Source organism: Polynucleobacter asymbioticus QLW-P1DMWA-1 (assembly GCF_000016345.1).
In the GTDB taxonomy this organism is placed as follows: domain Bacteria; phylum Pseudomonadota; class Gammaproteobacteria; order Burkholderiales; family Burkholderiaceae; genus Polynucleobacter; species Polynucleobacter asymbioticus.
This window is the reverse complement of the sequence record NC_009379.1, coordinates 1323774-1335831: the sequence shown is the minus strand read 5'-3', so window position 1 is coordinate 1335831 and position 12058 is coordinate 1323774. Positions and strand designations below refer to the sequence as shown.

Sequence of the window (12058 nt, the reverse complement as noted above, 5' to 3'; positions counted from 1 at the left end):
GAGTAATTATGAAAACCATAGCTAAATCCCTATTTGTTTTAAGTACACTGACTGCCGCGCTTTCTTGCCATTCTCAGGCGGCACCAAAGACCGCAACGCTCTATGAAAATGTACGAGTGTTTGATGGTACTTCAGAGAAATTAACACCCCCAATCAATGTATTGGTAGTTGGGAATGTGATTCAGACTATTTCAGTTAAACCTATTCAAATTCCGAGCGGCACAACTGCTACCTTTATTGCAGGTGGTGGTCGTACGCTGATGCCGGGTTTAAGTGATGCGCATGCCCATCTTTATATTGCTGGCGTTACAGCAGATCAAATTATTGTTCCAAATCCAGATATAGCATTTTTAGATAAAGTTGCTTCAGAACAGGCACAGGCCATGTTGATGCGCGGCTTTACCACTATTCGAGACATGGCAGGCCCTATTTTTAGAGTTAAGGATGCTATTGATCAAGGCAAGGTAATTGGACCGCGTATTTATCCAAGCGGCTCGATGGTTTGTCAAACCTCTGGACACTGCGACTTTACTCCACCAGAACAATTACCGCGTAGCTTCGGAGGGCCTTTGACACCCCTTGAGCAAGTACGGTTCTCATCCATTGTGGATGGACGTGCACAGGTTTTAACGGCAACACGGTTTAATTTGCGCAATGGCGCCACTCAAATTAAGTTGGCTACTAGTGGTGGTGGCGAGTCCCATATGGACCCGCTTTATGTGAATGAATTTACTTCAGACGAAATTAAGGCTGCTGTTGAGGCGGCGACTGATTTTGGAACTTATGTATCAGTACATTCGTATACGCCGCATTCTGTACGTCGCTCAATTGATGCCGGCGTCACAGTGATTGAACATGGTCAGCTCTTGGATGAAGCAACAGTCAAGTATATGGCCGATAAAGGTATTTGGTTGAGCACCCAAGTCTTTGATGAGGCTGGCCCATCCTTTCCACCTGACGTACGCGCAAGAAAGCATGAGCTGGTACTAAACCAGGGCAATGTGTGGAGATGGGCTGTAAAAAATAATGTCAAGTTAGCCTGGGGAACAGATTTATTGTTTGAGCCGCAAAATATGTACATGCAAAATACTGAGTTAGTTGAAATGAAACAGTTCATGACTCCGGCTCATGCTCTTAAGATTGTGACTCACGACAATGCTCAGCTTTTTGCCTTATCGGGTAAGCGTAACCCTTATACAGAAGGTAAGTTGGGGGTAGTGCAAGAGGGTGCTTATGCAGATTTACTGTTAGTTGACGGTGACCCTACCGTTAATCTCGACATCATTGCCGATCCTCAAAAGAACTTCCGCGTCATCATGAAAGACGGAACTATTTACAAAACTACTCTGTAGTTCTAGGCTGTAAGATATCAAATAAAAAAACCCGCTTCGGCGGGTTTTCTTTTTGGCGCTAAATGGTTATTTAGCTAGGAGCGCCTCTAATTTCTCTGTATCAATGCAGAAGTTACGAATACCTTCCGCTAACTTTTCTGTAGTCATTGCATCATTATTGAGTTGTAGGCGGAAACTGGATTCATCTAACTTAAGGGCTGTTATTCCTTCGGCAGTCAATGCAGCCTTCGCATTGATCGGATCTAATTTTTTATCAACGCTAGCGCCGCTCGCTTGAAGATCAGCCAATAGCTCTGGGCTAATAGTTAATAGATCACAACCAGCTAGCTCAAGGATTTGGCTGGTGTTACGAAAGCTAGCACCCATGATTTCAGTAGGGATACCAAAGTGTTTGTAGTAATGAAAAATGCGCTTTACTGAAGTGACGCCAGGATCATTTTCACCGCCATTATTGATATCATTCCAATTGGCTCCCAACTTTGCCTTATACCAATCAGTAATGCGCCCCACAAAAGGGGATATTAATTTGGCGTTCGCAGCACCACAGGCTGCAGCTTGAACTAATGAGAACAGCAAAGTCATATTGCAGTGGATGCCGTCAGCTTCTAATTCTTTAGCGGCGGCAATTCCTTCCCAAGTGCCTGCTAGTTTGATCAAAATACGATTGCGATCAATCCCATGAGATTCATAAAGGGCAATAAGATGTTTTGCTTTTGCAATAGTTGCTTTGGTATCGAAAGAAAGCCGGGCATCGACTTCAGTAGAGACGCGGCCAGGAACGATTTTTAATATCTCCAAACCAAAAGCCACCAAGATGTAATCCACTAAATCGGTAGTGCTCATTCCGGGGTGAGCCACCTTAACTGCGTTCACTAGAGACTGGTAATTGCTCTGCTGAGCCGCCTTCAAGATTAAGGAAGGGTTGGTGGTGGCATCTTGAGGTTGAAAGGCCTGCATGCGCTCAAAATCACCTGTATCGGCAACGACCGTAGTGAGTTTTTTCAGTTGCTCTAGTTGGTTTTGGGTTGAAGTAGCACTATTCATGGGCTTGGAGGCAGTTCTCAAATGGTTTTTTCTGAATATCATATGATAGATGGATTAACTATTCAGTTCCAGTAAAGGCCTTTGGTAAAGCAATGAATCAAGATCAACTTAAGAAAATGGTGGGTGATGCGGCACGTGATGAGGTATTAAAGCTGCCTGCTGGACAAATATTAGGCGTTGGTACAGGTTCAACGGCTAATTGTTTTATTGATGCCTTAGCTCCTCACAAAGATCATTTTGCGGGTACTGTGTCTAGTTCCAATGCCACTACCGAGCGCCTACTTAAGCATGGATTCAAAGTGTTGGATCCCAACGATGTTGTTAGCTTACCCGCTTATGTCGATGGTGCAGATGAAATTGATCCTCAGGGCCACATGATTAAAGGTGGCGGCGGGGCTTTAACCCGTGAAAAGATTATTGCATCTATGGCGCAGCAATTTATTTGCATCTGCGATTCGTCAAAGCAAGTGCCTGTTTTAGGTAACTTCGCTCTCCCGGTAGAAATTATTCCGCTTGCAAAAGGTGTTGTCACGCGTGAGCTAGAAAAGCTTGGCGGGAAAGTCACTTTACGCTTGGCTAAGTCTACTCGTGCAGATTTAAACCAAACACCGAGTGAGCCATTTGTAACCGATAACGGTGGGTGGATACTAGATATCGCTGGACTACAGATCGCTGACCCTTTAAAGATCGAGAGTCAAATCAATCAAATCGCTGGTGTAATCACAGTGGGCTTATTCGCCAAAGAAAAAGCAAACATTTTGCTGGTGAGTAATGCTGCTGGCGTAGATCGCATCGTACTTTAGGAATAAAAAAACCCGACGGGGTATGCCCATCGGGTTATTTGCCGTGGTATCCACGGCGTAGACGCTCGGAAGGTATTTAGTTCCTTAGCCTATAAGTACATAGATGTACTTATTTGAAGTGGCTTTCGCCAATGTAGCGGGACACTCAAACTGCCTCACTACGATTACATCCTATGCCTGCAAATTCAGAGTGTCAACAGCTATAAACAATTTTTATCAATTTATTTATGCTGTACCGCAATACCCAACATACGGCCAATTATTCGGCTTCAGGAACGTAACCTTGCGCCATATCCGCGCCACCTTCAAAGAAGTACTTCTCAACTTGCTTTAATAGGTATTGACGTGCACGAGGATCAGCCATATTGAGGCGATTTTCATTAATTAACATGGTTTGTTGTTTTAACCAGGCAGCCCAAGCTTCTTTAGATACTTGATTCCAAATCTTTTTACCAAGTTCGCCTGGTAGTGGAGCAAAGTCCATTCCTTCTGCTTCTTTATTTAACTTAATACATTGAACCATGCGTGCCATCTGTAATGCCTTTCTTATAAATCTTTAGTTAAAACCATGGACTTGCGGTCCCAGTTGTAAATTTGTTTTCTTTCTTCTGGTAGATCATCTACCGTGGCACGTTTAAAGCCGCGCTTCAAAAACCAATGCTCTGTTCTTGTTGTGAGAACAAATAATTTTTTGATGCCTTCTTGCTTCGCGCGCATCTCAATGCGTTTGAGCAAACGTTCACCATCCCCCGAGCCTTGTACATCAGGATCAACAGCTAAACAGGCGAGTTCACCTACGCCATTGGGGAAGGGGAAGAGGGCAGCGCAACCGAAAAGAACACGATCATGCTCAATCACTGAGAATCGTTGAATATCCCGTTCGATGACATCTTGGCCGCGTGCAGCCAAAATACCCTCATCTTCAAGAGGCATGGTCAACTGCAAGATGCCGCCAACATCATCTTGGCTAGCTTCACGCAAATTCTCAATGTCGGAAGAGGCTAGCATCATGCCGATCCCATCATGCGTAAAGAGTTCCTCAAGTAAAGCGCCATCTTGATTTGAAGGCAAGAAGTGAACACGGCTAACACCGGCACGAATGGCTTTACCCGCAATATTCAGTAAGCCCTTCATTCCAATCTCCATCTCTTTATTCTGGCTCACATATTCCTGGAGCTGTGGTAAAGAAAGCTCGGTGATGATGTCACCTTCGGCATCTTTCAGGCCTGGGTAAGGGCTTAAGAAAATGAGCTTATCCGCCTTGAGAGCAGCAGCGGTCGAGGCTGCTACATCCTCATAGGCTAGATTGAAGGCCTGGCCTGTTGGTGAAAAACCCAAAGGTGAAAGCAGCACAATTTTGTTGCTATCTAAAGATTGCTTGATAGAAGAGGAATCTACTTTTCTGACTAAGCCGGTATGAATGTAATCGATTCCTTCAACAACGCCTACTGGCATAGCGGTAATAAAGTTTCCGGAAATCACCGAAATGCGTGATCCTGCCATTGGGGTGTTGGGTAGGCCACGACTAAATGCTGCTTCGATATCGAGGCGCAATTCACCAGCGGCTTCTTTAACGCACTCTAAAGCGGCAGCATCAGTAATTCGATAGCTGTGCATTGTGCTCTTGCCAAATTTGCTCTTAATCTTGCGCAGCATAAGCTGCTCTTCAATCTGCGGGCGAATACCGTGTACCAATACGATGCGCATACCCATAGCATGCAGCATGGCGATATCCTCAATCAGGTTCTCTAAGCCGATTTCTTGGACGAGTTCACCTGCAAAAGCGATAACAAAGGTCTTTTCTCGAAAGCTATGAATATAGGGCGCAACATCGCGCAACCAGCCCACAAATGGGAAATTGGAGGCAGATTCTTCGGCGCTGGGCGCTAGGTTTGGTGCATTTGTCGGCATAGTGAGAAAATTATAGGGTGCAAGAGCCTATAAACCAACAAAAACCCAAAGTTATCTCACAGCCTGTGCCTGCCTCCAACACCCGGCGCAAGCTAGAAATCCGCTTTCCGGAAGAATTACCTGTCTCAGGTCAGCGTCAGATCATCAAGGATGCCCTGCAGAGCCACCAGGTAGTGATCGTATGCGGTGAGACGGGTTCAGGTAAGACCACCCAGCTTCCAAAGATCTGCCTAGATCTGGGTCGTGGGACGATCAATGGCGGCAAGCTAATCGGCCACACACAGCCTCGCCGAATTGCAGCCACTGCCACAGCAAAGAGAATTGCTCAAGAGCTAGGCTCTCCTATTGGTCAGGATGTGGGCTACCAAGTACGCTTTGCTGACAAGACTAGTCATAGCGCTTCAATCAAGTTGATGACTGATGGCATCTTGCTGGCTGAAACTCAGCGCGATCCTCAACTACGTGCCTATGACACACTCATTATTGATGAGGCTCATGAACGTAGTCTCAATATTGATTTCTTATTAGGTTATTTGCGCCAGCTGCTGCCCAAGAGGCCAGATCTTAAGCTGATCATCACCTCAGCAACCATTGATGCCCAGAGATTTGCAGAGCACTTCGCCATAAATGGCAAAGTCGCACCAGTCATTGAAGTGAGCGGCCGTTTGTTCCCAGTAGAGCAGCGTTACTCACCCTTGGAACCAGACGCTAAACCTGATGGTAAAAAGGCATCCAAGGCTGCCAAGGAAATTTCGGATGCGGTGACAGAAGAGATTGCGAGCTTATGGCGTGAAGGTGCCGCTGGTTCAGGAGATGTGCTGGTTTTTTTACCGGGCGAACGTGAGATCCGAGATTGCGCGGAAGCTTTGCGCAAGGACCACGTGTTGCAGCAACGCTTTCACCCAGAGATTTTGAGTTTGTTTGCCCGTCAATCGGTTGCGGAGCAAGAAAGAGTATTCAGCCCAGGAAATGGACGCCGCATCATTTTGACGACCAACGTTGCCGAGACCTCTTTAACCGTTCCTAATATTCGTTATGTCATTGACAGTGGCTTGGCACGGGTAAAGCGCTACTCCTATCGCAATAAGGTAGAGCAACTCCAGATTGAGTCCATCTCTCAAGCGGCGGCCAATCAAAGGGCAGGCCGCTGCGGTCGTGTCTCGGATGGTATCTGCGTACGTCTCTATAGTGAGCTGGATTATCAAAGCCGCTCTCAATTTACCGACCCTGAAATTCTGAGAAGCTCTTTGGCTTCAGTGCTTCTACGTATGAGTTCATTGCGTTTGCCTAAGATTCAACACTTTCCTTTTATTGATAAACCTTTAGGAAGAGCGATTGCCGATGGTGTGCAACTTCTAGATGAGTTGGGCGCCATTGAATTTGACGAATCTGAGCCGGCAGATGGAAAAGATATTAACAATAGCTTTAAGCTCACCGCCATTGGTAAGCAATTAGCAGATTTACCGCTTGACCCCTGTATTGGCAGAATGCTTTTAGCGGCAAAAGAACAGAACGCCTTAAAAGAAGTGACCATTATTGCTTCTGCATTAGCTACGCAAGACCCTCGCGATCGCCCCATGGATCAAGCTACGGCGGCAGATCAAGCTCATTTGCAGTTTGCGGATGAACGCTCAGAGTTTTTGAGTTTCGTTAAGCTGTGGAATTGGTATCAAGATGCTTTGCAACATAAGCATAGCAATCGTCAGCTAGAGACTCTCTGTAAAAGTAAATTTCTGTCACCGCGCCGTCTGCGTGAGTGGCGTGATATTCATGGTCAGTTGCACACGATGTTAGGCGAGAAGGGCTGGAAAGAGAACGGCTTAGCTGCAACTTATGAGCAGGTACATCTATCCCTGCTAACGGGTTTGCTTGGTTATGTTGCCAAAAAAGAAGAGGATGAAAAATCCCAAGACCGCAATAGCAAAACCGGCGGGTATGTTGGCGCACGTGGGATTCGCCCCTTTATTTGGCCGGGATCAACGATAGGTAAAAAGGCAGGCGCCTGGATTCTGGCTGGTGAGCTACAAGAAACCAATCGCATGTATGCACGCACGATTGCCAAAATAGAACCCCAATGGGTGGAACGAGTTGCTGCACATCGCCTGATCAAATCCCTCAGTGATCCATTTTGGGACAACCGCCAAGGTGAGGTCATGGCCTTTGAGAGGGGCACTTTATATGGCTTACCCATCTACCATGGTCGCCGAGTCCGTTATGAGCCCCATAACCCCGATGAAACGAGAGAATTATTTATTCGCCAGGCTTTAGTGCAAGAAGAGATGTTTGGGCGCATGGATACTCCAGCACTTCAGCGAGAGACCGAAACAGATGCCAAGAAAAAGTATCCCAATCTCTTTAACTTCTTTTGGCATAACCGTCGACTTATTAAAGAAATTGAAGCGCTAGAGCATCGCTCGCGTCGCCCTGATGTATTGGTAGATGACGATCTACTCTTTGCCTTTTACGACTCCAGAATTCCAAAAGAGGTGCGTAGTCGTGAAAGTCTCAAAGCATGGTTTAGTAAAGACCCTGAATTAGATAGTCAGCTCCGCTTAGAAAAAGCCGATTTGATGCGACATGAAGCGGCTGGTATCACAGTAGATCGTTATCCTAAAAATATGTTGGTAGGTGGTGCACAGCTCAGTCTGACTTATCACTTTGAGCCCGGCAGCCCTAAGGATGGTGTGACGCTAGTCGTTCCTTTGACCCAACTAAATCAGGTGGATGGCCGCCGTTGTGAATGGTTAGTGCCTGGCATGTGTGAGGAAAAGGTTCATCTATTGCTTAAATCATTGCCCCAGAAGTTACGACGTCACTGTGTGCCGCTACCCGATTATGCAAAATCTTTTCTTGAGCGAAAACTAGAAGAGAAGCAATTTGGAGTAGGCGACTTTCTAGATAGCCTCATTAGTGACATCCGCAAAGAGCGCGGGCTCGAAATTAAACGTACAGACTTTAGGCCTGAATCTTTGCCGCTGCACTCATCAATGAACTTTCGCCTCATTGACGAACATGGCCGTCAGTTGGAGGTAGAGCGTAACTTATCTCGCTTGCGTTCCGAGTATGGTGAGACGGCCCGTAGCGCCTTCCAGGCAATAGCCCAAGAGACTGCGCAAGTAGAGTTAGGTGTTGAGCCTACCCAGAAGGCTGGCAGTAACAGCTCTAACGAGGCTAATGCCCGCAAGGTAGAGCAGGGCGGCTATCGCGCATGGGAATTTGGTGAGCTACCTGAAACTTTAGAGATTCAAAAAGGCAACAAAACTTTATTTGGCTATCCCGCTTTAGTGGACCGTATCGATTATTGTGATCTAGAGGTATTTGATGATCTGCTGGAGGCTCGTAAACAGCATGCTTTAGGATTGCGTCGCTTGTTTGCGTTGAGTAATAAAGATACGCTCAAGGCATTACAAAAACAGTTGCCCGGCATTCGAGAATTGGGATTGCTTTTTATTAATGTCGGTTCAGTAGAAGGTTTAATAGATCACATTCTCAATCTTGCACTCGAGCGTGCGTTCATGGGTGAATCCCTTCCAGTAAACGCCGAACAATTTACAGAGCGATTGCAAGCAGGTAAACCTAGGTTAGCGCTGATTGCCCAAGAGATTTCTCGTCATGCTTTAAATGCATTGCAGGCCCATGCAGATCTTCAGAAAAAGATAGCCAGTGCAAAAGCCGCCTCACCAAGTGCTTATGCTGATATTCAAGCGCAGATGCAGGGATTAATCTTTCCGAAGTTTGTGGCTGATATACCTTATGCCCAATTGGTTCATGTGCCACGGTATTTAAAAGCGATTGCGATGCGAATTGATAAATTACGCTCTAACCCGAGTCGCGATGCTCAGTGCCAGAAAGACTGGGAATCCGTTGCACGTCCATGGCAAAAGCTCATGCAAGGAAATAAAGGGGCTGCTTCGTATGCAATGACTGAAGACCAGGCCTTAACTGATTTTCGATGGCAGCTAGAAGAGTTACGGGTAGCTTTATATGCTCAGGAGCTTAAAACACCAACCCCTATGTCCTTAAAGCGTCTCGAAAAGGTTTTAGCCAGCTTGCGCTAGATCAAATCCATTGATGCTTAGAGGGCTTTTAAAGCCTTCCAATTGCTTACAATAGAGGGATGTATACATTTAACAAGATTAGAGGATTTCGCATACTTGCGACTTCCGCTGTATTTGCTCTTCTGTTGGCGAATCAAAATGCTTTTGCACAGGCTGGCAACCCTAGTTCCCCTTCAAATCCTGCCGCACAACCAAAGTTAGCGGTAATTCTGAATTCGGGTGCAGCCTCTGTCAGTCTGATTGATATGAATACACGCGAAGTGGTTAAAACCATTCCCGTTGGTAAAGAGCCCCATCACTTGATGATGACGCCGGATCAAAAAACCCTATTGATTGCAAATGCTGCCGGTAACGATGTTGTTCTCATGAATCCTACTACTGGTGAGTTAACCGGCAAGATTCCAAACATCATTGACCCATACCAAATTGGCTATTCACCGAATCACAAGTGGTTTATTGCAAATGGTAATCGCTTGGATCGTGTAGATATTTATTCTGCTGATAGCGCTAATCTGAAATTAGTTAAAACTCTTAAGTTACCTAAAACACCAAGTCACATTGCCTTTACATCGGATAGCAAAATTGCTTTTATTACCTTGCAAGATTCTAGTGAGTTGGCAGCAATTGATCTAGAAACACAAAATGTCTTGTGGGTAATACCCACTGGAAAAGTGCCCGCTGGTTTGTGGATGACTCCTGGCGATCAATATTTATTGGTTGGCATTACTGGCGAAGATAATGTACAAGTATTTGACTGGAAAAATCGCAAGGAAGTAAAGCGAATCTATACAGGTAAGGGCGCGCATAACTTCCGTCCACTTGGGGATAAGAAGCATGTATTTGTGAGTAACCGTATTGGTTCTACGATTAGCTTGATTAATATGCAAACCCTAGAAAAGGTGGGAGATATTACTGGCTTGCCAGCCGGCCCGGATGACATGGAGATCACGCCAGACGGCAAGACCATGTGGGTCACTTTCCGTTTCTCGAAAAAGGTTGGCGTAATTGATATCCCATCAATGAAGTTGGTGGCCGTTATTCCGGTTGGTAAATCACCGCATGGTGTGTTCTTCACTCCAAGAGCAGGATGGGAGTAAGAGCTCGGAATGAGTCATACAGTTTTTATCCGTATTGCAGCCGTGCTTTTGCTCGGCTTTTTTTCCTTTGGAATTAGTGCTCAGACGCCTGCGTGCAATAAAACGGTTTACCTCACTTTTGACACCGGCAATATGTCAGTTGCACATAAAGTGGCGGAAATACTGAAGCGCCAAAATGTAAAAGCAACTTTTTTTCTCGCCAATGAAAAAACTTTTCGAGGTGACTTCGCCTTGGAAGACTCATGGAAGCCATTTTGGCAAGAGTTGGCTCATGAGGGTCATCACTTCGGTAGCCATACCTATGATCATGATTACTTTGTGAAAGATGGCCCTAAGGGTGCGGTGTATGAAAAGCCGCAGTTTGGTCCAAAGGCGGGGGAAACCATTCTCTACAACGAAGCGATGATGTGTAAGCAAATTCGTCGTGTAGATCAACGCTTTCAGGAAATGACAAATCAGCCCCTACAAAGAATCTGGCGTGCACCTGGTGGAAAAACCTCGCCTACATTAATTCGGATCGGCGATTTATGTGGTTACCAACATATTGGCTGGGCACCCGCTGGTTTTTCAGGTGATGAACTCAATTCTGATCGTTATCCGAACGACGTTTTATTAGCAAAGACCAGTCGAGATCTGGCTGATGGGGATATTACGATGGCTCACCTAGGTATTTGGTCTCGGAAGGACCCATGGGCCCCAGCTGTTTTGGAGCAGTTAATTGCTAATCTCAAGGGTCGCGGGTTTTGTTTTGGCTTACTGCCCAAAAATCCTACTAATCCATCAAAATAAGACATGGATTTCAACGCCATCACTTCAGCAATCTCTAGCGCTTATGGAAGTGCTCAGGAGTGGATTTTTGCCGCGATCGTAGGACCTATTCTTTATCAGTTTGATTTAATGTCATGGGCAGAAGATGCGTTCGACGGAATAGATTGGTTTTTATTTGGTTGCGTACAGATTTTCTTAATCATGATTGTTTTAAGGGTGTGGGAGCGCATTGCCCCTGCGGAAACTCAAGAACGGTTTTCCTCTTCTAGTAAGGCAGATCTTTTTTATACTTTTTTTCATCGCCTAGGAATATTTCATGGCTTGATGTTTATTGCACTTTCAGGATTCTTTTTTGAGCTAGATTCCATCCTGCATGACTTTCGCTTTGATCGTCTCAATGTAGAGTCATGGTGGCCTGGGGTGACCTCCATTCCTGTAGTGAGTTTTGTGATTTATCTCATCTTGCTCGATTTTGTTGATTATTTGTATCACCGCGCTTCACATACGTTTAATTGGTGGTGGCAGTTACATACCTTGCACCATAGTCAAACCGTTATGACTGCTTGGTCAGACAATCGCAATCACGTATTAGATGACATCATGCGCACGACCTTGATGGCTTTCTTCGCGCTATTGTTTGGAGTATCTCCCGGTCAATTCATCATGCTGATTGCATTAAGTCAATTTATTCAGAGCTGGCAGCATGCCAATATCAAGGTTCATCTTGGTGCCGCAAGATTTGTATTGATTTCACCGATGTATCACCGCCTGCACCATGCGGTAGGTTATGGACATGAAGCAATTGGTAAGCCAGGTGTTTTGGGTGGCTGTAACTTTGGGATTTTGTTTCCTTGGTGGGATATGCTTTTTAGCACTGCAATCTTTCCAAAAGAGGTTTACCCCACAGGCGTGCGAAACTTAACTGTGTCTAATAATGTGATTACTCAGCAGTGGCAAGGTTTGGTACGTTCCGTTAAAGAATTATTGCCCAAATAAACACGTCTCTGAGCGTGTAATAGGAGTTT

9 protein-coding genes are annotated in these 12058 nt (G+C 45.6%); 6 read left to right on the top strand and 3 right to left on the bottom strand.

Annotated elements, in window-relative coordinates:
- The first annotated feature begins 8 nt into the window (after positions 1-8).
- Positions 9-1352, top strand: a complete 1344-nt coding sequence (locus PNUC_RS06640) for a metal-dependent hydrolase family protein (protein ID WP_011903105.1) — start codon at positions 9-11, stop codon at positions 1350-1352.
- A 66-nt stretch (positions 1353-1418) separates the two neighbouring features.
- Here PNUC_RS06640 and tal read toward each other — a convergent pair whose 3' ends face one another.
- Positions 1419-2396 (bottom strand): transaldolase, encoded by a 978-nt coding sequence (gene tal / locus PNUC_RS06635; protein ID WP_048812127.1) that lies wholly within the window; start codon positions 2394-2396, stop codon positions 1419-1421.
- A 92-nt stretch (positions 2397-2488) separates the two neighbouring features.
- Here tal and rpiA point away from each other — a divergent pair, with 92 nt between their 5' ends.
- On the top strand, positions 2489-3199 hold the full coding sequence (gene rpiA, locus PNUC_RS06630; protein WP_011903103.1) for a ribose-5-phosphate isomerase RpiA: 711 nt from the start codon (positions 2489-2491) through the stop codon (positions 3197-3199).
- Between the two features lie 259 nt (positions 3200-3458).
- On the opposite strand, the gene PNUC_RS06625 is transcribed toward rpiA, so the two are convergent.
- Together PNUC_RS06625 and argA are read right to left on the bottom strand one after the other, a co-directional pair.
- Complete coding sequence (locus tag PNUC_RS06625) at positions 3459-3731, bottom strand: oxidative damage protection protein (protein WP_011903102.1); 273 nt, start codon at positions 3729-3731, stop codon at positions 3459-3461.
- A gap of 14 nt (positions 3732-3745) precedes the next feature.
- The gene (gene argA / locus PNUC_RS06620; protein ID WP_011903101.1) at positions 3746-5110 is read right to left on the bottom strand and encodes an amino-acid N-acetyltransferase; all 1365 of its coding nucleotides are present in this window, start codon (positions 5108-5110) and stop codon (positions 3746-3748) included.
- Between the two features lie 17 nt (positions 5111-5127).
- Between argA and hrpA the strand changes: the two genes are divergently transcribed.
- Genes hrpA through PNUC_RS06600 form a run of 4 tightly spaced genes read left to right on the top strand, consistent with a single transcriptional unit; the run spans position 5128 to position 12029 of the window.
- Complete coding sequence (gene hrpA, locus PNUC_RS06615; protein WP_143070066.1) at positions 5128-9168, top strand: ATP-dependent RNA helicase HrpA; 4041 nt, start codon at positions 5128-5130, stop codon at positions 9166-9168.
- Between the two features lie 59 nt (positions 9169-9227).
- Positions 9228-10265, top strand: coding sequence for a YVTN family beta-propeller repeat protein (locus tag PNUC_RS06610; RefSeq protein WP_011903099.1), 1038 nt, complete (start codon positions 9228-9230; stop codon positions 10263-10265).
- A 9-nt stretch (positions 10266-10274) separates the two neighbouring features.
- Positions 10275-11054 (top strand): polysaccharide deacetylase family protein, encoded by a 780-nt coding sequence (locus tag PNUC_RS06605; RefSeq protein WP_011903098.1) that lies wholly within the window; start codon positions 10275-10277, stop codon positions 11052-11054.
- Positions 11055-11057: 3 nt separating this feature from the next.
- A complete protein-coding gene (locus PNUC_RS06600) occupies positions 11058-12029 on the top strand; it encodes a sterol desaturase family protein (protein WP_011903097.1) in 972 nt (323 codons plus the stop codon).
- Positions 12030-12058 lie beyond the last annotated feature (29 nt).

Excerpts from the sequence above, each read along its gene's own strand:
- PNUC_RS06640 (WP_011903105.1), top strand. The coding sequence starts at position 9 with ATGAAAACCATAGCTAAATCCCTATTTGTTTTAAGTACACTGACTGCC.
- tal (WP_048812127.1), bottom strand. The coding sequence starts at position 2,396 with ATGAATAGTGCTACTTCAACCCAAAACCAACTAGAGCAACTGAAAAAA.
- rpiA (WP_011903103.1), top strand. The coding sequence starts at position 2,489 with ATGAATCAAGATCAACTTAAGAAAATGGTGGGTGATGCGGCACGTGAT.
- PNUC_RS06625 (WP_011903102.1), bottom strand. The coding sequence starts at position 3,731 with ATGGCACGCATGGTTCAATGTATTAAGTTAAATAAAGAAGCAGAAGGA.
- argA (WP_011903101.1), bottom strand. The coding sequence starts at position 5,110 with ATGCCGACAAATGCACCAAACCTAGCGCCCAGCGCCGAAGAATCTGCC.
- PNUC_RS06610 (WP_011903099.1), top strand. The coding sequence starts at position 9,228 with ATGTATACATTTAACAAGATTAGAGGATTTCGCATACTTGCGACTTCC.
- PNUC_RS06605 (WP_011903098.1), top strand. The coding sequence starts at position 10,275 with ATGAGTCATACAGTTTTTATCCGTATTGCAGCCGTGCTTTTGCTCGGC.
- PNUC_RS06600 (WP_011903097.1), top strand. The coding sequence starts at position 11,058 with ATGGATTTCAACGCCATCACTTCAGCAATCTCTAGCGCTTATGGAAGT.